The organism is Flavobacterium proteolyticum (genome assembly GCF_015223105.1).
In the GTDB taxonomy this organism is placed as follows: Bacteria; Bacteroidota; Bacteroidia; order Flavobacteriales; family Flavobacteriaceae; genus Flavobacterium; species Flavobacterium proteolyticum.
The window spans coordinates 178212-200418 of record NZ_JADFTZ010000003.1; the positions used below are offsets into that span (position 1 = coordinate 178212).

Genomic DNA, 22207 nt, shown 5'->3' on the forward strand with positions numbered 1-22207 from the left:
CCCATGAAAACGAAATTTATATTACCAATTATATTGCTTTTTATTTCATCTGTATCCTTTTCACAGGATTTTAAAGAAAAAAGAGAAAAAGTAAAAGCACTAAAAGTGGCTTACATAACAGAACAATTAGAATTAACAACAGAAGAAGCTCAAAAATTTTGGCCACTCTACAATGCATTTGATGACAAACAAGCGGAATTGCGTCATGAAAAAATGAGAGCTATTTTAGATCGTTTTAGACCAGGAAGTGTTGATAAATTAAGCGAAAAAGAAGCTTCTGCTCTTTTAGTTCAAATGGAAAGTTTAGAAGAGAATTTATTTAACTTAAAGAAAAAATTTATAAAAGATTTACAAGGTGTAATTAGCGCCAAGAAAATCATTAAACTTAAAAAAGCCGAAGAAGATTTTAATAGAGAATTATTAAAACAAATGCGAGAAAAAAGAAGAGGTTAGTTATAAAATAAAAGGCGTTCAGCAATAGTTGAACGCTTTTTTTATTGAATTTCAAATCGAACTAACTTATTTCTTCCAGTAGCATAAAACACTTTTTCTGATTCAAATCTGAAAGTATAAAAATCTTTGTCATCAGAGAATTTTGTCCAACTTTTACCAAAATCAGCCGAGTAAAACATTCCAGTTCCACCAACAGTAATAAGCTTCTTTCCGTTACTATTTGGAACAAACTGAACGCATGAGGCATAACCAAAAGCTTCTTTTTCGGCGATTAATTTCCAAGTCTTACCACCATTTTTAGTAATAGCTTTATTAGCCCAATTTTGGTCTTGTTTTTCGTAATTTCCTCCTGAGATAATTCCGAGTTTTTCATTGTAAAAGTCAGCAGTGAAAATTCCAGTCATGGTTTCTCCTTGAACAATTGGTGTTTCATATACTTTCCAAGTTGCACCAAAATCTTTAGAAACAAAAACTCTAGATTTCTTACCACCAGAAACCATAAAAATTGATTTTCCTTTTATCGTTAAATTCGTGTTACTTGTTGCAAAAGCGGCTTCACCTTCAGAAACTTTTGGTAAAACATCGCAATTTACTTTTTGCCACGTTTTGCCTCCATCAGTAGTTTTTATGTATGCCAAACAGTTTTCAATTGGGTCACCCATGGCAAATCCGTTTAAATCATCAACAAATTGCATGCTATCGTAAAACACTTTTTCGTGTTCTTCTTTATAAACAACTGTTTCTTCCAACGTCTTCTTATCAATACGAATCAACATAGCTGGATTTCCAACCGCTAAAATAAAAATGGCCTCTTTGGTTCCTGCAATGCTTCTAAATTCGGTAGTTCGGGCAACAGATTGAATTTCTTTTATAATAGTGGTATCTTTCTTTTTATCGTAAAATCCGTAACGGCCTTTATCCATTCCCATCCACACTTTTTCATTGTCAACTAAAATGGCTCTACAACTCAATTTAGTTTCGAGAATTACTTCCGAATCAAATTTTTTATTTTGAGCTATTGCAGAAATACTTAAAAATAATAGAAATAAATAAATCGTCTTCATTGGATAGGTTTTATTTTCAAATATAATGGAAATGTTGCAAAGGAAAAATATATTTCACAAACAACTAATAATCAACAAGTTAATTATGTATAAAAAACTTTGGCACAGTAATTGGATAACTAAAAAGAGAAATAAGAACCTTAAAACGAATATATTATGAAAACGAAATTGATACATCTGAGCTTACTGGCTTCATTGACGATAGGTTCACTTTTTGCACAAGAAAAAACTACGGTTACAGCAAAAAACTCGGATATCAGCGACAACTTAGATTTAAGAGCGGTTGCAACTGTTTTTGGTGATGCAAAAGACTTAGAAGATTTTGAAAGAAGGCTGAATGATCCAAAAACTCAAATCTCTAATTTAGATTTGAATAACGATAATTACGTTGATTATTTAAGAGTTATTGAAACGGTTGAAGGCAATGTACACTTAGTTGTGGTGCAAGCGGTTTTAGAAAAAGATGTTTTTCAAGATGTAGCAACCATTGAAGTAGAACGCGACAGCAATAATCGAGTTCAAGTACAAGTTGTAGGTGATGTTTACATGTATGGTGCTAATTATATTTATGAGCCCGTTTATGTAAATACACCGATAATTTATACTACATTTTGGGTAAGCAATTATCGTCCGTACTATTCATCATGGTATTGGGGTTATTATCCAAGTTATTACTATTATTGGAATCCTTTCCCAATTTTTAGATACAGAAATCACATTCATGTTCATATTAATTTTGGTCACAGTTATCATTATGTAACGCACAGAAGATGTGCCTCAGTTTATAACAATTATTATGGAAGAAGAGGAAATGCTTATGAAAGAAGATATCCAAATCGTTCTTTCGTACACAGAAATTCTGGGTATTCAAACCGATATGAGTTAGATTCAAGAAGAAATAGTAATACTCCAAGAAATAGAAGCGAAATATCTTCAAATTCACCGAGAGGAAATCGTGAAACAAGAGAATATAACGGAACTACACCAAGAACTCGAACTGAAACAAGTAACCCAAGAAACAATGGAACAAGAGGAAATTCTGGTACACGAGTTGTGACAGAAAACAGAGGAAATTCACCAAGAGTTACTAACGAAAATAGAGGAAGAAACGAAGGTCCAAGATCAAATGGTGGTAGAGAATATTCTGAAAACAGAAGTAATTCACCAAGAGAAAGAGGAACAGTAACAAGTAATGGTAACAGAGGAAATTCCGAAGTAAGAGGAAATTCATCAAGAGGCAACTCACAGTCAAGAAGTAGTGCTCCTAGAGGCAATTCAAACTCAAGAGGTTCCGAAGGAAGAGGAAACGGAAGAGGATAAATATTAAAGCTGTCAAATTTGGCAGCTTTTTTATTTTTATTCGTATCTTTGCAGGCTGATTTAAAATAAATAATGAGATTACACAGAAATTTAGTATTCACAACGATCGATTCGCTAATGGCGATTTTTAACGAAAGTGAATACGCTGATAAAGTGGTTGCTAGAGCACTTAAAAAAGACAAACGTTGGGGAAGTCACGATAGGAAATTCGTAGCCGAAACCATTTACGAAATCGTAAGATGGAAACGTTTATATACTGAAATTGCAGAAGTTAAAGAACCTTTTGATCGAGATAAAATTTGGAGAATATTTGCCGTTTGGGCAGTATTACGAGGTTACAACCTACCCGATTGGAAATATTTTGAAGATACACCAGTTAGAAGAATCAAAGGAAAATTTGACGAATTAACCAAAACTAGAAAATTCAGAGAGTCTATTCCAGATTGGATGGATGAGTTGGGTGTTAAGGAATTAGGTGAGGAAACTTGGACAAAAGAATTAGCAGCTCAAAACGAACAAGCGAAAGTAATTTTAAGAGTTAATAAACTTAAAACTACCAAAGAAAAATTAAGAGCTATCTTAATGGATTTGAATATTGAAACCGAGTTTCACAAAGAGTATCCAGATGCTTTAATTTTAACTGAAAGAGCTAATGTTTTTTTAACTGATGCTTTTAAAGACGGTTTGTTTGAGGTACAAGATGCTTCATCACAATTAGTAGCGTATTTCTTAGATGTAAAACCAGGAATGCGAGTTGTGGATACTTGTGCTGGTGCTGGTGGAAAAACCTTGCATTTGGCTTCTTTAATGGAAAATAAAGGCCAATTAATTGCTATGGATTTATACGAAAGTAAGTTAAAGCAATTAAAAATTCGTGCTAAAAGAAACGGCGCTTTCAACATTGAACCTAGAGTAATTGAAAGTACAAAAACTATAAAAAAATTACACGAAAAAGCGGATAGAGTTTTAATCGATGCGCCTTGTAGTGGATTAGGGGTTTTAAAAAGAAATCCGGATAGCAAATGGAAATTACAACCTGAATTCATTGATAACATTCGAAAAGTTCAGGCTGAAGTATTAGAAAATTATTCAAAAATTGTAAAACCAGGCGGAAAATTAGTGTATGCTACTTGTTCGGTATTACCTTCTGAAAATCAGGAACAAATTAAGCATTTCTTAAGCACAGAAATTGGAAAAGAATTTAACTTTGTCAAAGACCAAAAAGTCTTGGCAAGTGAAAGCGGTTTCGACGGATTTTATATGGCATTATTAGAAAGAAAAAATAAATAGATATGAAAAAACATTACTTATTAACCCTATTATTGTGTTCTGCTGTAGGATTGGCACAAATTCCTGCTGGATATTACAATACAGCAACTGGAACAGGGTTAACTTTAAAAACTAATCTACGAAAAATAATTGATAATGTAACTGATGGAATTCCATCAGAACATTTACATGTTGATCAAGGCTACGGAGCTCTATGGACACTTTACACACGTTCTGCATTTAGAGACAATTATTATGAAAATGATGGTAGTTTATTAGATTTATATTCTGAAAATCCTTCAGGAGCTGATCCTTACAATTATACAACAACTTCTCAACAATGTGGGTCTTACAGTGGAGAAGGTGATTGTTATAATAGAGAACATTTAATTCCTCAATCATATTTTGATGGATTTGCTATAGATCCCATGAAAAATGATCCTTTTTTTGTTGTTCCATCTGACGGAAAAGTAAATGGTGATAGAAATAATTTACCTTTCGGGAAAGTTGGTACAGCTACTTATACATCTCAAAATGGTTCAAAAAGAGGAAATGGTTTAAATTCTGGATATGCTCTTGGCTATTCGGGTGTAGTATTTGAACCAATAGATGAATTCAAAGGTGATGTTGCAAGAGCATTTTTTTATTTTGCAACTCGTTATGAAATTAATTTAGCAAACTTTTATACTTCTGCAAACGCTTCAACGTGTCAAGCAAAAAATATGTTTGATGGTTCAACTGGACGAGCATTTACAAATCCATTTTTAGATATTCTTGTAAAATGGCATACTGATGACCCTGTTAGCGCTAAAGAAATTGCTATCAATAATGACATATATTACAATCATCAAAGTAATAGAAATCCATATATTGATCATCCAGAGTATGTTGGTTTAGTTTGGAATAGTTTTTTGTCTAACCCATCGTTTGCCTTTGAAAATTCAATTTCAATTTATCCCAATCCAGCTGTGAATAACGAAGTTACTATTTCATCTGAAATAGAGTTAAAATCAATTGTTCTATACAATATCAATGGTCAAATCATCCAAGAAATTAAAAACCCTACACGAGTTGACAATTCTTACAAAGTAATTAATTTACCTAGCGGATTTTATTTAGTTCAAATGGCTTCTGAAAATGCTGTTGCAACTAAGAAAGTAATTGTGAACTAAGTTTCAATTTATAGAATAAAAAAAGTCTCATCATTTTTTGATGAGACTTTTTTTATGAAACAAAAAGAGTGATTAAGTATAAAACTCCATCACTCTTCTACCCTATTAACTAAAATATTTAATGACAATTGGCTTCAGATTGAACGAATAAACTCATATTACTTGGTGATAAATATGGAATATCTAACCCTAAACCTCTTATAATAAATAACATTCCTATAATTACCGCTACAAACGGTATTGCTTTTTGAATGGTTCCTCTAAATGAGAATGAAAGTAAATTAGAAACGTATACAACAGCAGCAAGCATTGGTATCGTTCCAATTCCAAATAAAATCATATAAAATACACTTAATGAAATACTTTGCATGGCAATAGCTCCAAAAAGTGCAACATACACCATTCCGCAAGGTAAAAAACCATTCAATAATCCAATTGTGAATAACGATTTGTAGCTTTTGTTTTTAAACTGTTGTCCTAAACTTGATTTTACTTTCGTAATTACTCGATAAACAGGTTTTGAAAAATTATACTTAGCAAATACTTTTTCCGGAATTAATGCTACTAAAATCATTAAAATCCCAACGATTATAGAAAGTTGTTGTTGCATTCCGGCTAAATAGAAAGTTCTTCCTAAAAGTCCAAAAATTAAACCTAATGTACCATAAGCTGTTAGTTTTCCTATATGATACGTAATTATCTGAGTTACTTTTTTAGCTTCATTGCTTCTATCAACTGGTAACATCATAGCAATTGGACCGCACATTCCTATGCAGTGAAAACTACTAATTAAACCAAATATAAAAGCTGAATACAACATCAATTACAAATTTCAAATTCAAAAGAAAGAAATTATTCCATTCTAAACGAATCTTTGTTTAAATATTTCACACCATCGTATTCCCAATCGATAGAAATGTCCCAAAGACCGCTAGCCAAATTACTTTTAGGTATGAGCAAATGTGGACTAGACAATGAAATCGGAATTTCAAAATCTAATTTCTGACTAGACGGTCTGTATAAGGACACTTTTCCATTTATTTTAGAATAATCAAAATCAGCTGGAAATTGAATTTTAACTCCTTCGGCTGTTTTTTCGATTGTTACTTTATTCGTTAATGCATTCGCATTCTCTTGTTTTTCTATATCACCTTGAACCGTTGCTTCTTTTTTATAATAATCTTCTACTACTAATTCATGATCATATTTATCATTAGATTGTACTTTAAATACATAGGATAAAATGAATGTCATAAAAAGTGCAAAAGCAATAACGATTCCGGTTCCCCAATTAAATTTCATAGCTATATTTTTTCAATTAAAGTTTCTTGGTCCTTGGAAATTGGTTGCTGTTTCTTCAATCAACTTATCTCCGTTATATAATTCTAATTTTAAATGTACCTTTTCTTCTTTTAGCAAACTTTCTGGAATATCGATATATAATGTTCCACTTGCTAAACCTTGTTTTGGTACTTTTATAACTGGACTTCCTACTAATTTTATTTCTCCTTTATAATTGACAATTTTGACATAAACATTATCAAATTCTTGTTCTGTTTTATTAACAATTTTATACGTATAGAAGTTTCGAATGTTTTCACCATTGTGTTGGAACAATTGCCCCGACATTGGTAAGAAATTAGCTTCTACATCATTTCGCAAGAACAGCATTCCGATTAAAACACCAACTAATAAAGTTAAAACGGCGATATAACCTTTCATTCGAAGCGTTAACTTGAACTTTTCTTTCTTAACGATTTCATCTTCACTTGCATAGCGGATTAATCCTTTTGGTAATCCCACTTTTTCCATGATCACATCACACTCATCAATACATGCGGTACAATTGATACATTCTAGCTGAGTACCATTTCTGATGTCTATTCCAGTTGGACAAACTACCACGCATTGATTACAATCGATACAATCGCCGTGCCCTAATGCAGTTCTGTCTTCACCGTTTCGCCATTTTTTTCTTCCGTTTGTGCCTTCTCCTCTTACATGGTCATAGGTCACATTAATGGATTTGTTATCCAACAAAACCCCTTGCATTCTTCCGTAAGGACAAGCGATAATACAAACTTGCTCTCTAAACCAAGCGAATACAAAATAAAATACACCAGTAAAAATTAATAAAGCAATTAACGTACTTAAATTATTTGCGGGTCCTTCCGTAATCATTTTGATAAGTTCATCGCTGCTAATTAAATACGCTAGAAAAACATTGGCAATGAAGAATGAAAAAATAAAAAAGATAATCCATTTCGTAACTCTTTTTCTTATTTTTTCAGCATTCCACTCTTGTTTAGCTAATCGTAACTGAGCACCTCTGTCACCATCAATCCAATATTCAATACGTCTGAAAACCATCTCCATAAAAATAGTTTGCGGACAAAACCAACCACAAAAAATACGTCCGAAAGCTACTGTAAATAAAGTCAACCCTACTACTCCAACAATCATTGAAATCACAAACAAATGAAAGTCTTGAGGCCAAAATGCAAATCCGAAAATACTAAAACGTCTTTCGAGTACATTAAACATCAAAAACTGATTTCCATTAACTTTAATAAAAGGGGAAGCTATTAAAAAAACCAAAAGAAAATAACTCAATAACTTTCTTTTATCGTAAAAAGGGCCAGAAGGTTTTTTAGGATAAATAAAATTTCTTTTTCCTTCTGCATTAATAGTTGCAATGGTATCTCTAAAGCTTTCGTCTGGTAAATTTGACATAATTATGCAATTTTTAGTTTAAAAAAGGTTTTGAGAATTTCCCAAAACCTTTTTTATAAATTTATTTTCCTGCAGGAGCTTCTACTTTGGTAGAATCAACTACTGTTGTTGTTGCAGCTGCTGGAGCCGCTTCTGCTGTTTCAACCCAAATTTCTCCTTCGGCTGGTTTTCCTCCTGGAGGATTAGATCCTTGTAAACTTAAAACATAACTTGCAACACTTTGAATATCTTTAGAAGATAAATTTTTATTCCAAGCCACCATTGATGGGTTATTTTTACTTCCTTCAGAAATTAACTTGAAGACATTTTTAATTCCTCCACCATTAATCCAATGTTTGTCAGTTAAATTTGGTCCAACTAAACCTCCACCATCAGCTTTGTGACATGCTGCACAAGCATTTGTGAAAATTTCTTTCCCTTTTGCTAAACTTGCAGCATCTGTTAAAGCTACTACTGTTTCGTAACTTACTTCATCAGCAGGGTCTTTAGGTAATTTAGATTTTTCTAATTCTGCTAATTCAACTTCTTTATTAAATTCTTCTGCTTGAGTATAGTCTCCAACAATGTGGAAACGTACTAAATATACGGCTGCAAAAATAATTGTACCATAGAATAAATATACCCACCATGGTGGTAATACGTTGTCTAATTCTTTGATACCATCGTAGTCGTGATCTAACATGATATCTTCTTCTCTCTCCATTTCATTAGAACGAGTAAGTTTAGCAACAATATTTTGGTACCATTTACTTTCTGTAAAAGAAACCGATTGTGCATTTGCTAATTGTTCTTTTTGCTCATCTGTTAATAAATGATAGGTTACTTTATCAACAGCGTCGATTACAATTTCGATTGCGATTAATAAAAATAGGAATACTCCTAGAAATAAAGCTACCATAGGAAACTTTATAAAGGCTGGCCTGTCTCCTGAATCGATAAAATATTCCAAAGCTGCAAATACGACTGCAAACAGTAATGGAACTCTTACGTATGATGGAATTAATTTTTTCATTTGTTGAAAATTTTATGTTAAGAGAACCTGAACAACCACGATACTACCCAAAAATTACAAACATCATGGTTGTATCAGTTTCTCGATAATTTTAATTATAACTATTCGTCGTTTAAAGGCATTTCGCTAATTTCTTTGATTTTTTCTTTGCTGTAAGTAAATGCCCAAATTGTGAACAATACAAACGCTGTAAAGAAAATAGTCAACGAAATGATTGGATAAATATCTACTCCTGCAATAGTTTCCAAATTATGTTTAATGAACTTTAGCATAACTTTTATTTTTTAACTTGAGTATCAGTACCTAATCTTTGTAAGTATGCAATCAACGCTACAATCTCTCTATCTTTTAATTTTGATGTTGTGTTTCCACCAAAAGATTTCTTAATATCAGGGTTCGCTAACAAGTTTGCTTCAATTTTGCTTGCTTGTTCGTCCATATGTTTAAGAGCATTATTAATATCTGCTTCAGTATAAGGAACTCCTAAAGTTACCATGGTTCTCATTTTGTCTTGAATAGTTGAATTATCTAACTCATTTTTAATTAACCATTGGTATCTTGGCATAATTGATTTTTCATTTAATCCTTGAGGATCGTACATATGGTTAAAATGCCATACATCATCTCTACCTCCATTAAATGGTTTTCCTTTAACACCTTCACGAGCTAAATCCGGACCTGTACGTTTAGAACCCCATAAGAATGGATGATCGTAAACAAATTCTCCTGCTTTAGAATAGTCACCATAACGCTCAACTTCTGAACGGAACGGGCGAACCATTTGAGAGTGACATCCCACACAACCTTCACGGATGTATAAATCTCTACCTTGCAACTCAAGTGGTGTATATGGTTTAACTGACGAAATTGTTGGAATATTTGATTTTACTAAAATTGTTGGTAAAATTTGAATTAAACCACCAATCAAAATTGCTATAGTAGTCAAAACCATAAATTGAACTGGTTTTCTTTCTAACCAAGAGTGTAATTTTTCTCCTTTTAAACGGTTTGGAGAAATTACAGCTAATGCTGGAGCTTCAACTAATTCGTTTTCAACTGGAGAACCTTGTCTAACGGTTCTAATTACATTGTAAACTAATACGATAACCCCTGTAAGATATAATGTTCCTCCTACTGCACGCATCCAATACATTGGCATAATTTCAGTTACCGTTTCAAGGAAGTTACCATATTGTAATGCTCCACCATCTGGTTTGAATTGTTTCCACATAGAAGCTTGAGTAAATCCTGCAACATATAATGGAAGCGAATATAAAATAATCCCTAAAGTACCAATCCAGAAATGGAAATTCGCTAATTTTTCAGAGAATAATTTTGTTTTTGTCATTCTTGGGATTAACCAATAAATCATACCGAATGATAAGAAACCATTCCAAGCTAAAGCTCCAACGTGAACGTGAGCAATAATCCAGTCTGTAAAGTGTGCAATTGCGTTAACGTTTTTCAATGATAACATTGGACCTTCAAAAGTAGCCATACCATAACCTGTAATGGCTACTACGAAGAATTTCAATACCGCATCAGTACGTACTTTATCCCAAACACCTCTTAAGGTTAATAAACCATTAATCATACCTCCCCAAGATGGAGCAATCAACATCACAGAGAAAACAACTCCTAAATTCTGAGCCCAATCAGGTAAAGCAGTATATAATAAGTGGTGAGGTCCAGCCCAAATGTAAATGAAGATTAACGACCAAAAGTGGATAATTGATAATCTATAAGAATATACAGGGCGATTTGCTACTTTAGGTACGAAGTAATACATCATTCCTAAAAATGGTGTAGTTAAGAAGAATGCTACCGCATTGTGTCCGTACCACCATTGTACTAAAGCATCTTGAACACCTGCATAAATTGAATATGATTTCATTCCTGATAACGAAACAGGTAGTTCTAAACTGTTAAAGATGTGAAGTACCGCAACTGTTACAAATGTTGCAATGTAAAACCAAATAGCTACATAAATATGACGTTCTCTTCTTTTAATAATGGTTCCAATCATATTGATACCAAAAACTACCCAAATAAGAGCAATTGCAATGTCGATTGGCCATTCTAATTCGGCATATTCTTTAGAAGTAGAATAACCTAATGGTAAAGTAATGGCTGCAGCAACTATAATTAACTGCCAACCCCAAAAATGAATTTTACTCAAAAGGTCGCTAAACATTCTTGCTTTTAATAAACGCTGCATTGAGTAATAAATACCTGCAAACATTGCGTTTCCAACGAAGGCAAAAATAACTGCATTGGTGTGTAAAGGTCTTAAGCGTCCAAAACTTAAAAACGATATGCCGCTGGTTAAGTTTGGAAACAAAAATAGGAAAGCTAAAATAAGCCCCACTAACATCCCTACTACACCAAAGACTATACTAGCGTAGAGGAAATTCCTTACAATTTTGTTGTCGTAATAAAATTGTTGCTTCTCCATAATTAGATTGATTTTTGTTTTTCTGTTTGTATTAATTTGTTAGGATTTTCTTTTTTCACTATTTCATCATCAAATAACATTCTGACCGATGGTGTATAGTCATCATCGTACTGTCCACTTTTAACTGCTTTTATAAAAGCACCTAAAAAGACAATCGCTACTACTATACTAATTGTGATTAATAAATAAATGACACTCATACCTTAAATTGTGTTAACAAAGTTACTTCCACCCGTTTTTATAAAACATGATTTTTATCATGTATTAAAATTTTCTTAAATAATTACTTTTTATTAGCAAATAAATTGGTCATTATAGTTACAAAACTTACAATAGTTATGGTGCTCAATGGCATAATTATCGCCGCTACAATAGGATCTAACTTACCTGTTACAGCATAACTCAATCCAACTACATTATATAATAAGGAAAGACCAAAACTCATGTAAATTGTCTTCATGGCGTTTTTAGAATAGCGCATAAAAAAGGCTATTTTATCGAATTGTGTGGCATCTAAAATTCCATCACAAGCTGGTGAGAATACATTAACGTTTTCTGAAATGGATAATCCTAAATTACTTTGCGCTAATGCTCCAGCATCGTTTAACCCATCGCCAACCATCATGACATTTTTGCCTTCTTTTTGCAATTGTTCAATGTATTGTAGTTTTTGCTCTGGCTTTTGATTGAAAACTAAAGTCGTTTTCGTTGGCAACATTTTCTCCAATATTCTCTTTTCACCATCATTATCACCAGATAAAACTACTAAATTGTAATGTTTAGCCAAATCGGAAAACAAATCTTCTAATCCTTTTCTGTATTGATTATTGAACACATAACTTCCTTTGTAAACACCATTGATTTCCACATGCACTTTCGTTTTCTTATGCGTGTTTTCGGTCATGGTTTTTAAGAATTGTGAAGAACCTAATTTTATGGTATTTCCTTCAATTTCTGCAAAAATTCCTTTTCCAATGATTTCCTCAAAGTTTGAAGTTTCTACTTTTTCTTGATTCGGAATAAAATCATATAATCTTCTACTTAATGGATGATTAGAACCACGTAAAACGTTTTTCAATAATCTTAATTCGGAAGAATTTAATTCCGTTCCTTCATAAGTAATAGCTGTTTTTTTATTGGTTGTAATCGTTCCTGTTTTATCGAAAACAATCGTATCTACTTTGGCTAATTGTTCTACAACTAAAGCATTTTTCAAGTACAATTTTCGCTTGCCTAGAATTCGCAACACATTTCCTAATGTAAACGGAGCCGTTAATGCCAATGCACACGGACAAGCCACAATCAAAATCGCAGTGAAAACATTAAATGCTGTAGTAACATCAATAAATATCCAATAGATAAAAGATACTATAGCTAAAGCCAATAAAGTTGGCGTAAAATAACGACTAATTCTATCGGTAATGGTTTTATGTTGTTGTTCTACGCGTTTTTGGAAGACGTCGTTACTCCACAATTGGGTTAAGTAACTTTGGGAAACCGAAAATAAAACTTCCATTTCGATGACTTTTCCCATTTGTTTTCCGCCTGCGAAGACTTTGTCGCCTGATTTTTTCTCAATCGGAACTGCTTCGCCTGTTACGAAACTGTAATCAATAGAAGCTTTTTCGGAAATTAAAATCCCGTCTACCGGAATTAACTCTTGATTTCGAATCAACAATCGATCGCCTTTTTGGATATCATATACTTGAACTGATTCTTCATCTCCATTTGGTAAAACCTTTGTAATTGCAATTGGAAAATACGATTTATAATCGCGTTCAAATGAAAGGAAATCGTAAGTTTTTTGTTGGAACAGTTTTCCTAATAGCATAAAGAAAATTAATCCTGCCATACTATCAAAGAAACCTTGACCATAATCGAAAACAATATCGACCGTACTTCTTACGAACATCACTACAATTCCTAAAGCAATTGGAATATCAATATTCAACAAACCTGATTTTATGCTTTTCCAAGCGGAAACGTAATATCCCGAAGCCGAATAAACAAACGTAGGAAGCGATAATCCAAAAATTAACCAACGGAAAAATCCTCGGTATTGATCAATCCAATATTCTTCTACTTCAAAATATTCGGGAAACGAAAGCAGCATAATATTTCCAAAACAGAAAAACGCTACTCCTATTTTATAAATTAAAGTTCGGTCGACTTTTTTCTTGCCTTCATCAAAATTTTCTAAAGAAATATAAGGTTCGTAACCAATCGAACTCAATAAGTAAACAATATCTTTTAAAGAAGTTTGCTCGGGATTGAACGTAACTCGGACTTTCTTTTCGCCAAAATTAACTTGCGAAGCGTTTATTCCTGGTTGAAGCTTTTGTAGATTTTCCAGAATCCAAATACACGAACTACAGTGTATATGAGGAATGTAGAGTGAAACAATATGTGTTGTACGCTCTTGGAATTCCAATAATTTTGTAACAATTTCTTCATTGTCTAAAAAGTCATATTTGCCCTGAATGTCTTGTGGAGTAGCGCCGGGTGCTGCCTGAAAATCATAATAACACGTTAGGTCGTTTTGACTAAAAATCTCGTAAACGGTTTTACAACCATTGCAACAAAACTTTTTTTCGTCAAATACAATCTCGTCTTTTTTTATAATTTCATTACCACAATGGAAACAATTTTCTGTGTCCATAAATTTGCTCATTTTACCTGTGAACAAATTTCCAACTTAACCATAAAACAAAATATGATATTTATCATACTTTGATTATCTTTGTATTCAAACTCTAAACATTTCTTAAAATGAGTAAATGCGAACAGTGTATCGTAAGACAGTTTAGTTCGTTAAAGGCCTTAAACAAAGAAGAACTTCTTAGAATGGCCGATTGTAAGACTTCTTACACCATTAAAAAAGGCGAACCTATCTTTGAAGAAGGTGAAGTTACCAATGGAATTTATTGTGTTAAAGACGGTGTTTGCAAGTTGTCGAAACTTAGCGATAATGGAAAAGATCAAATTGTAAAATTGGTAAAACCAGGCGAATTATTAGGGCAACGTTCGATGATTAGTGACGAACCTGCTAATTTGAGTGCCGTTGCTTTAGAAGATATGGAAGTTTGTTTCATTCCGAGAAGTGAAATCATGCAGTTTTTTACGCAAAATAACCAGTTTTCTATGAATGTGATGAAAACCATTTGCGATGATTTAAAGGATGCCGATGATCACATGGTAAACATGGCACAGAAAACCGTTCGCCAACGTTTAGCCGAAACTTTAATTTACTTAGAAGATACTTTTGGTAAAAACGAAGATGGCACGCTACATATTCAATTATCAAGAGAAGAATTAGCGGGAATGATTGGAACTGCTACTGAAAGTTGTATTCGCTTACTTTCCGAATTAAATAAATCTGAATATATTGAGTTGATTGGTAAGAAAATCAAACTTTTAGATAAAAATAAATTAAAACGATTAACATAAGAGAATCCGCTGAAGAGCGGATTTTTTGTTGGGAGGAATTGTAAGATTTTTTATATTTACAGAAATAATAAAGTATAATAATTATCATTCACAAACGAGTTGACAACATTTTATTATATCAAACAGAAAGTAAACATGAAAGTAAAAGTCCTGACATATTCAATAATTAGTTTTGTATTACAAAACATATGGACCTTGTATTTATTCTTTGATTATTTTACTGAAAAAGAACAAATGTTTCATGGCTTAGGTTTATTTTTTAATTTTGTACATAGCATGATTTATGCTGTTGGACTTGGCTGTTTTTTGTTAGTCCTCAGATTGGTTATGTTTTTAAAAAACAAATCAAATCCTTTAAAATCAAACTTCATTTATATTCTTTGTGGAATATTTAACTTAAATATTTTCATTGTTTGGTTGATTTGTATAATCTTAAAGATTTTAGAAATTGGTAATGGAATGTTGGCAAGTTTTGCTTTTGGTTCTTTATTAATTTCAGGTTTTATAATTTCAGATATATACAAATCGTGTTTCAAAATAAGAAATGATTGAGAAATAAACCGATTACATAGCACCCGATAGCGCTGAATTGCATTCCATACCCACAAAAAAAATCCGCTCTTCAGCGGATTTCTTTATTCTGTTGGTCCTTCCCAATTAGAAAAACCGCCTAATAAGTTAAAAGTGTTTTCAAAACCTAATTGTTCCATGGCGTTGCAAGCGTTGGCACTACGTACTCCAGCCGCACAATACACATAATAGTTTTTCGATTTATCTAACTCCTCTACTCTATAAATAAAACCTTGTCCTTTATAAATATCGATATTAATTGCACCTGGAATATAACCAGCGTTAAATTCGTCTTCGGTACGAACATCTACTATTACGCCATTTGCATCTTGCAAAAACTGGCTCCACCACGTATTTTGATCTAAGTTTGTCATCTTTATTTTTTTTCCAAAAGTACTATCAAAAAATACATTTTAAAAACTTTAACAAAAATTTATCAAACATTTGTACATACAAATAAAATATTTACTACATTTGTACATACAAATTTTACAACATCAAATGAGAATAGAAGAAATCATAAAACCTAATACTCCTATGGCAATGGAGAAGAAAACATTACTTAACGTAATGTATACTCAAAATGTCATTTCGGAAAAGTTTAATGAGATATTAAAACCATTTGACCTTTCCCCTGAACAATTTAATGTGTTACGCATCTTAAGAGGTCAGAAAGGAAAACCTGCTAATATGTGTATGATACAAGAACGCATGATTGCGAAAACCAGTAATACCACACGTTTGGTTGACAAATTGTTATTAAAAGAATTAGTGCTTAGAGAAGTTTGCCCAATCAATCGTCGTAAGATGGAGATTACTATTACGGAGAAAGGTTTGGAACTTTTACTACAATTGGATCCTTTAGTAGAAGCTCACGAACAATCATTCTCTCAAAATTTGACCGTTGCAGAATTAGAATTATTAAACGAATTGCTTGAAAAATTTAGAAATTAAAAACCCAAAAATTACTATGACAAATTTTATAGAAAATCAAAAATGGCGTTATGCTACTAAAAAATTCGATGCTACTAAAAAAGTATCAGCATCAGATTTAGAAACTTTAAAAGAAGCTATCCAATTAAGTACTTCTTCTTACGGTTTACAATTATACAAAGTATTCATCATCGAAAATCCTGAAGTAAGAGCGCAATTACAACCAGCTTCTTGGGGTCAATCACAAATTGTTGAGGCTTCTCACCTATTGGTATTTGCTAACATTGTAGATGTTAAAGAAAGTGATATTGATGCTTATGTTCAAAACATTGCAGATACAAGAGGTTTATCAGTTGAGGATTTAAAAGGATATTCAGACTTCATGAAATCGAAAATTGTTCCTTTACCAGTGGAACAAAAAGCAGTTTGGACTTCAAAACAAACGTATTTGGCTTTAGGAAATCTTTTAAATGCTGCTGCAGAATTAAAAATCGATGTTACTCCAATGGAAGGTTTTGAACCAGAAAAATACAATGAAATTTTAGGTTTCAATGCCTTAGGATTAAACGCTTCATTAGTAGCAGCTGTTGGATACCGTCATGAAGAAGACACAACACAACACTATGCAAAAGTTAGAAAACCAAAACAAGAATTATTTACTACTATTTAATTATAACCATTAACATTTAAAAACAATTCAAAACATGAAAAATTTCAAATCAATCGCTTTAGCTCTTGTAGCTTTCGTATCATTTGCAACTACTGCACAAACGGGTAAAAAAGTAGATGCTTCAAAAAGTACTATCAACTGGGTTGGTAAAAAAGTAACTGGATCTCACGAAGGTACAATTACTTTAAAAGAAGGAACTTTAATTTTCAAAGGAAAAAAATTAGTAGGTGGAAACTTTACAGTTGACATGACTACAATTAATACAACTGATTTAGAAGGTAAAGGAAAAGCAAACTTAGATGGTCACTTAAAATCTGACGATTTCTTTGGTGTTGAAAAATTCCCAACGGCTACTTTAGTTATCAAATCACTTGGTGAAAAAGGAAATGGTGTTTACGCTGTAACTGCTGATTTAACAATCAAAGGGAAAACAGAATCAATCAAATTTGATTTAACTGTTGGAAAAAATGCTGCTGAAACTTCTTTAAAAGTTGACAGAACTAAATACGGAATCCAATACGGATCTGGAAGTTTCTTCGACAACTTAGGAGACAAAACAATCAGCGACGAATTCGAATTAAAAGTGAAATTAGTATTCTAATTGAACTGGGAAACTTTGCTATGAAAAACAAAAAAGCCTTGAATTTCTTCAAGGCTTTTTTGTTTTTTTATTCTAGAAAAGAGCAATGATTATTCTTCTAACATTTTCTCAAAAGCTTCTCTAGTTATCAGATTTAAAGTATCTTTTTCACAATCCCAAATGGAAACATACTTTTCAGAAATGACAAAGTGTTCTTTCAAATTGTAAAGTTTTCCATAAAGCATTAATGTACAAATATCTGTCGAAGTTATGAACTCGCCAGTTTCTGGTAAATGACTGTGCATTGTAGCTTCAATTTCTTTATCTCCATCAATTTTAATTGGTATAATATTTTTATGCAATGCTTTACGATTTAACAATTTATTATTCTTATCAAAATTTAATAAATAATCGTTTCCAAGAATGATAACATTATTAACTTTTGGTCCAGTTAAAACAAATACTTTCTTCTCTTTTTTATTAATTATTGGAACAACATTAAAACTTGTATTATTATAATGTTTAAAAATAGTATCGGAATAAATAATATTCATAGCTTCTTTTCTAAGCTCGAAATAGTCCAATTCATTTTTGGTGAATTCTCTTTCTTTTAAATCGGCTTTTGCAGTTTCCAATTTAATTTTAGCTTCAAAATTGATGGTGCCAATAACTTTTGGCTTATCATCTTTTGAAAAGAATATACACTTTGGAACATCTTTATCGGTATAAGAAAAGTAACCACCAATATTTTCCTTATTCTTATAAAGTTCTATAAAAATATCGGTTCCATACCAAGAAGCCATTTCTGAATTATAAAGCATTTTGCCTTCATCTACTATTTTAGCAGTTTCTTTATCTAAATTAGATTGACCAAAAGCGGTAATTCCAATGAAGATGATAAGTAATTTTCTCATTGTTTAATTGGTGTTAAAGTTCCAAATATAAGAAATTACTTTCATGATAAATACGGAAATCCGTAAAGTAGAAAATTTAAGGCAACGTCACTTCTCCTAAAAACAATGTCCAAACTTCTTTTTTAGTGGTTCCAAATGTCTTAACAACAGGTTTAAATCCTATTTTTTGGTAATATTGAAACTTCATTGGGATTTTGTTTTGCGTTATTGTAAGTTGGTATTGCGTAGTCCAATAATCCGTTGCCACAATCGAATTTTCAAAATTGGAAACTGAAAATGAGTAGTTTTTATTCGTGATTTTATCAATCAATTCATTCAATGAAATAGTAGCGTTTTCAGTTGAGGTAAAATCGATAACTTTTATATTTTCGCTTTCAAATAAGCTGTAAATAGTGGTTTTTATTTCTGTTTTTAAAGTTTCCGATGTCGATTCACTTGATAATAAAGTCAAATATTGGTAATAGTCTTCCACTTTTAATGTCGCGCTTTCCTGGTAGGCTTTTACCGAAGCCATTGTAAAATTTGCCTTTATTGCCGATGACGCAGGCGTATTCACATTTTGCCCAAATAAAGAAAATGTAAATAGTAAAAACATAAAAATACAACTTATAGTAAACATCTTATTCTTGTATAATTCGTATAAATTTAATCTCATTCTTTTCATTACTTTGAATATCAATCACTTTCATTCGCTTCAAAGCAACACTTGGAACAATCAACTTTTCTGAAAACTCATGTTTGTTGAAATATTCAATTCCCAAATCATTTTTCAACATCACTAAAACTTCTAAATCATCAGCTAAAATCTTTTGCAATTGCTCTTTTCGGGTTTCCCAATCTTTTATGTCTGATTTCATAAAACCTTTCAACATCATCGCATAATCGTCAGGTTGTAAGTTGATTTCGTTTGGATTTTCCTTTCCTAAAACAACCGTTTTATCTTTATAATACGGACTTTTCAATACAATTTTAGCACTTTCCTTAGCCGTAATTTGAATTTTAGAATCTACAATTTCAATTGGTGTTTCTACATCATTTTCAATCATTACCGCTTTCACTTCTTCACTATTGATTTGTTCTTCGGTAAAGGCATTTTTTACTGGAATGGTTTGCACTTCTTCCCTATTCCAATAACGATACATAAAAATTCCCATCAAAAACAAACCGATAAACCCAACACTAAAAACCACTTTATTATTTCGTTTTGGTTGGGCAACAATTGGAACAACTTCTTGTTTCCATTTAAACACATATTCATCCCAACCCGAATAACCGACCAATTGCGATAAAATATCTAACATATCTTTTCGAGGCAATTTATCGTTGGTTTCGACTTTCAAATGCGTGTAAATCCATTTTTCGCTCACGGTTTGTTTTACTTGAACGGCAATCAAATCGATTAAATTTTGAATGTCTTGCGAACTAAACGTTTTCCAATTTCCCTCAAAATAAGGATACTGCTTCTGATAGGTCAAAAGCACATCGTTTTTAAGTTTATAAAATACGTCTAATGGATTCATGAATTTAATTCGAGTCAAAAGTAATGGATTGCAATTTTTTTTCTACTGTAAAACCACTGTAAATGTAGCGAAAAAACTTTACAGCAACAGGAAAGTGGTTTTGCCAAACGTTTTTCTTTTTTCGAAAGTACTATTGCAGTCAAATCATTAAAATATAAAATTATGAAAACACAAGTTTCTTATTTAAACGGAAAAATCAAATGGATTATTGTAGCTTTAGTATTGACATTTGGTGTAGCTCAAGCACAAATTAGCGGCAATCAAATTTATGGAAATAATCGCTACAACGAGAACAATTACAATCAGAATGGTTTGCCCAATAACACGGTTGTTTCTATCAACGACAATCATTTAACCGTTACTGTAAAAATGCTACTTAATAAAAAAGCCGATGGATTTGTCATTACATTAGGATTAAATCAAGAAGACGAAACGGTTTCAGGTTGCAGTAAAAAAATAAATACCCGAATTGATGGCTTTTTAGACAAAATTAAAGTGTTGGGAATCAAAAAAGAAAACTGCTACATCGATTTTATTTCGCAAACCAAAATTTATGATTTCAATGCCAATTTAGAAACCGCGCAGCAAATTGACAAAGGTTTTGAAATTAAAAAGAACATCATTATTACAACTTCCAACGCCAATAGTTTGGAGAAATTAATTACGATAGCTTCCGAATTTGAAATTCACGACATCATAAAAGTCGAATATTTTAATAATGACACCAATGCGATTCACAATTCGCTTTTTGATGAAGCCTTAGTTTTAGCCGAAGCAAAAAAAATCAGATACATGAAATCGTTTGGAAAGCGAGTAATTGGAACACCAAGTGCTACAGAAGAATTTGCAACGGTTTTCCCAAAAACACAATACAAAATGTACCAAGCTTTTGAATCGGCAGAAATTGAAACCAATTACAACAATCGCAACCAATACCTAAAGAAGATCGCCCGAAAAAACAAAACATTCTACTACGACGGAATTTCCAGTGCCGGTTTTGATAAAGTCATCAATCCCAACCAAACCGAAGTAGGTATTCAATATGTATTGACGCTTACGATGACATATAAAATTGATACTTCGATTTAAGAAAAGTTTGTGGAATAAAAAAAGCCCTGAAGTTATTCAGGGCTTTCCAATGTTAAGGGTGAAAGACGGGTCTCGAACCCGCGACCTTCGGAACCACAATCCGACGCTCTAACCAACTGAGCTACAATCACCATTTGTTTTGCGAGTGCAAATATAGGGGTTTACTTCTATCTTGCAAAGATTTTTTTTACTTTTTTACTACAATTTTATTTCAAATCGCCTAAGCTATTGACAGCCAAATATCTTTCAGTAGTAAAACCTTCAGCATATTCTACTCCTACTAGCCTTCCAAGGTCTTGAGCACGATATTTTACACTATCTAAAAAGTTTTTTGAAGTAATTGGTGAAACCGGTTCTTTTGAATTTGGATCATAAAACTGAGAACCATAAGCCAACACAGAATCCATTTTTTTATCCATAAATTCAGAAATATCCACCACAAAATCAGGTTCAATATTTTGCCATTGGATGTAATGGTAAACTACTTTTGGTCGCCACGCTTCTTGAGCTTCGCCATTCAACTCGGTTTTAATTTGTCGCAATCCTGACAAAAAACAAGCATCGCTTACCAATTTACTTCCTTTACCGTGGTCAATGTGTCTATCCGTAATAGCGTTGCACAACACAATCTCTGGTTGGTATTTGCGAATCATTTCTATTACTTTCATTTGATGTGCTTCATCGTTTACGAAGAAACCATCTCGCATATCTAAATTCTCACGCACCACAACCCCTAAAATCTCAGAAGCCTTAGCCGATTCCGCATTACGAATTTCAACTGAACCACGTGTACCAAGTTCGCCACGAGTTAAATCGATAATCCCGACTTTCTTTCCAAGGCTAACTTCTTTGGCAATCGTGCCGCTACAACCTAATTCTACATCGTCTGGATGCGCTCCAAAAGCTAATATGTCTAATTTCATTTTTAAACTTTTATTTTTTCAAACACATAGAATCATAGATTTTCTTTGTGTTTATTTTAGTCGTTTTACTTAGCATAGTTTAA

The 22207-nt window shown here is 32.3% G+C and carries 24 protein-coding genes and 1 tRNA gene; 10 read left to right on the forward strand and 15 right to left on the reverse strand.

The annotated features are described in order from the left end of the window. Positions 1-3: 3 nt before the first annotated feature. Positions 4-453, forward strand: a complete 450-nt coding sequence (locus IM755_RS08410; RefSeq protein ID WP_194095706.1) for a sensor of ECF-type sigma factor — start codon at positions 4-6, stop codon at positions 451-453. A gap of 41 nt (positions 454-494) precedes the next feature. Here the strand turns inward: IM755_RS08410 and IM755_RS08415 are convergent, their stop codons facing one another. Next, the gene (locus IM755_RS08415; RefSeq protein WP_228063920.1) at positions 495-1517 is read right to left on the reverse strand and encodes a WD40/YVTN/BNR-like repeat-containing protein; all 1023 of its coding nucleotides are present in this window, start codon (positions 1515-1517) and stop codon (positions 495-497) included. A gap of 156 nt (positions 1518-1673) precedes the next feature. On the opposite strand from IM755_RS08415, the gene IM755_RS08420 reads away from it, so the two are divergent. The 3 genes from IM755_RS08420 (at position 1674) to IM755_RS08430 (ending at position 5278) form a co-directional block, all read left to right on the forward strand. Beyond that, entirely contained in the window at positions 1674-2837 is a 1164-nt protein-coding gene (locus IM755_RS08420) for a hypothetical protein (RefSeq protein WP_194095708.1), read from the forward strand. 72 nt (positions 2838-2909) lie between these two features. Continuing rightward, complete coding sequence (locus IM755_RS08425) at positions 2910-4127, forward strand: RsmB/NOP family class I SAM-dependent RNA methyltransferase (protein WP_194095710.1); 1218 nt, start codon at positions 2910-2912, stop codon at positions 4125-4127. 2 nt (positions 4128-4129) lie between these two features. After that, positions 4130-5278 carry an endonuclease gene (locus tag IM755_RS08430; protein WP_194095712.1) on the forward strand — a complete coding sequence of 383 codons (1149 nt, stop codon included), beginning with the start codon at positions 4130-4132 and terminating at the stop codon, positions 5276-5278. 118 nt (positions 5279-5396) lie between these two features. On the opposite strand, the gene IM755_RS08435 is transcribed toward IM755_RS08430, so the two are convergent. From IM755_RS08435 to IM755_RS08470, 8 genes are all read right to left on the reverse strand, one after another. Continuing rightward, entirely contained in the window at positions 5397-6098 is a 702-nt protein-coding gene (locus tag IM755_RS08435) for a sulfite exporter TauE/SafE family protein (RefSeq protein ID WP_194095715.1), read from the reverse strand. Between the two features lie 32 nt (positions 6099-6130). After that, positions 6131-6580, reverse strand: a complete 450-nt coding sequence (locus tag IM755_RS08440; protein ID WP_194095717.1) for a FixH family protein — start codon at positions 6578-6580, stop codon at positions 6131-6133. Between the two features lie 12 nt (positions 6581-6592). Beyond that, positions 6593-8011: a cytochrome c oxidase accessory protein CcoG gene (gene ccoG, locus IM755_RS08445; protein ID WP_194095719.1), complete on the reverse strand. Its 1419-nt coding sequence runs from the start codon at positions 8009-8011 to the stop codon at positions 6593-6595. A gap of 61 nt (positions 8012-8072) precedes the next feature. After that, complete coding sequence (locus IM755_RS08450) at positions 8073-9023, reverse strand: cbb3-type cytochrome c oxidase N-terminal domain-containing protein (RefSeq protein ID WP_194095721.1); 951 nt, start codon at positions 9021-9023, stop codon at positions 8073-8075. 101 nt (positions 9024-9124) lie between these two features. Then, a complete protein-coding gene (locus tag IM755_RS08455) occupies positions 9125-9295 on the reverse strand; it encodes a cytochrome c oxidase subunit IV (protein WP_026726108.1) in 171 nt (56 codons plus the stop codon). Positions 9296-9300: 5 nt separating this feature from the next. Then, complete coding sequence (ccoN, locus tag IM755_RS08460; protein WP_194095723.1) at positions 9301-11478, reverse strand: cytochrome-c oxidase, cbb3-type subunit I; 2178 nt, start codon at positions 11476-11478, stop codon at positions 9301-9303. Between the two features lie 2 nt (positions 11479-11480). Then, positions 11481-11678: a cbb3-type cytochrome oxidase assembly protein CcoS gene (ccoS, locus tag IM755_RS08465; protein WP_026726106.1), complete on the reverse strand. Its 198-nt coding sequence runs from the start codon at positions 11676-11678 to the stop codon at positions 11481-11483. 83 nt (positions 11679-11761) lie between these two features. Further along, on the reverse strand, positions 11762-14137 hold the full coding sequence (locus tag IM755_RS08470; RefSeq protein WP_194095725.1) for a heavy metal translocating P-type ATPase: 2376 nt from the start codon (positions 14135-14137) through the stop codon (positions 11762-11764). Positions 14138-14247: 110 nt separating this feature from the next. Between IM755_RS08470 and IM755_RS08475 the strand changes: the two genes are divergently transcribed. Together IM755_RS08475 and IM755_RS08480 are read left to right on the forward strand one after the other, a co-directional pair. Next, positions 14248-14925 (forward strand): Crp/Fnr family transcriptional regulator, encoded by a 678-nt coding sequence (locus IM755_RS08475; RefSeq protein WP_194095727.1) that lies wholly within the window; start codon positions 14248-14250, stop codon positions 14923-14925. Between the two features lie 135 nt (positions 14926-15060). Further along, positions 15061-15477: a hypothetical protein gene (locus tag IM755_RS08480; protein ID WP_194095729.1), complete on the forward strand. Its 417-nt coding sequence runs from the start codon at positions 15061-15063 to the stop codon at positions 15475-15477. Between the two features lie 83 nt (positions 15478-15560). On the opposite strand, the gene IM755_RS08485 is transcribed toward IM755_RS08480, so the two are convergent. Further along, on the reverse strand, positions 15561-15869 hold the full coding sequence (locus IM755_RS08485; protein ID WP_194095731.1) for a rhodanese-like domain-containing protein: 309 nt from the start codon (positions 15867-15869) through the stop codon (positions 15561-15563). Between the two features lie 127 nt (positions 15870-15996). On the opposite strand from IM755_RS08485, the gene IM755_RS08490 reads away from it, so the two are divergent. From IM755_RS08490 to IM755_RS08500, 3 genes are read left to right on the forward strand one after another with little or no spacing between them, the layout of a single operon-like run. Then, positions 15997-16449, forward strand: coding sequence for a MarR family winged helix-turn-helix transcriptional regulator (locus tag IM755_RS08490; RefSeq protein ID WP_194095734.1), 453 nt, complete (start codon positions 15997-15999; stop codon positions 16447-16449). Positions 16450-16465: 16 nt separating this feature from the next. Then, on the forward strand, positions 16466-17098 hold the full coding sequence (locus tag IM755_RS08495) for an NAD(P)H-dependent oxidoreductase (RefSeq protein ID WP_194095735.1): 633 nt from the start codon (positions 16466-16468) through the stop codon (positions 17096-17098). Between the two features lie 34 nt (positions 17099-17132). Beyond that, complete coding sequence (locus IM755_RS08500) at positions 17133-17699, forward strand: YceI family protein (protein ID WP_194095738.1); 567 nt, start codon at positions 17133-17135, stop codon at positions 17697-17699. Between the two features lie 89 nt (positions 17700-17788). Here the strand turns inward: IM755_RS08500 and IM755_RS08505 are convergent, their stop codons facing one another. The 3 genes from IM755_RS08505 to IM755_RS08515 form a co-directional block, all read right to left on the reverse strand. Next, positions 17789-18592: a hypothetical protein gene (locus IM755_RS08505; RefSeq protein ID WP_194095741.1), complete on the reverse strand. Its 804-nt coding sequence runs from the start codon at positions 18590-18592 to the stop codon at positions 17789-17791. 76 nt (positions 18593-18668) lie between these two features. After that, positions 18669-19247, reverse strand: coding sequence for a hypothetical protein (locus IM755_RS08510; protein ID WP_194095743.1), 579 nt, complete (start codon positions 19245-19247; stop codon positions 18669-18671). Then, positions 19213-20112, reverse strand: coding sequence for a hypothetical protein (locus tag IM755_RS08515; RefSeq protein WP_194095745.1), 900 nt, complete (start codon positions 20110-20112; stop codon positions 19213-19215). Before IM755_RS08515 ends, IM755_RS08510 begins: the two co-directional genes overlap by 35 nt. A gap of 162 nt (positions 20113-20274) precedes the next feature. Here IM755_RS08515 and IM755_RS08520 point away from each other — a divergent pair, with 162 nt between their 5' ends. Beyond that, positions 20275-21201 carry an SIMPL domain-containing protein gene (locus tag IM755_RS08520; protein WP_194095747.1) on the forward strand — a complete coding sequence of 309 codons (927 nt, stop codon included), beginning with the start codon at positions 20275-20277 and terminating at the stop codon, positions 21199-21201. Between the two features lie 56 nt (positions 21202-21257). Here IM755_RS08520 and IM755_RS08525 read toward each other — a convergent pair. Both IM755_RS08525 and bshB1 read right to left on the reverse strand, forming a co-directional pair. After that, positions 21258-21333: transfer RNA gene (locus IM755_RS08525), tRNA-His, on the reverse strand. 74 nt (positions 21334-21407) lie between these two features. Beyond that, the gene (gene bshB1 / locus IM755_RS08530; protein WP_194095749.1) at positions 21408-22124 is read right to left on the reverse strand and encodes a bacillithiol biosynthesis deacetylase BshB1; all 717 of its coding nucleotides are present in this window, start codon (positions 22122-22124) and stop codon (positions 21408-21410) included. Between the last annotated feature and the right edge of the window lie 83 nt (positions 22125-22207).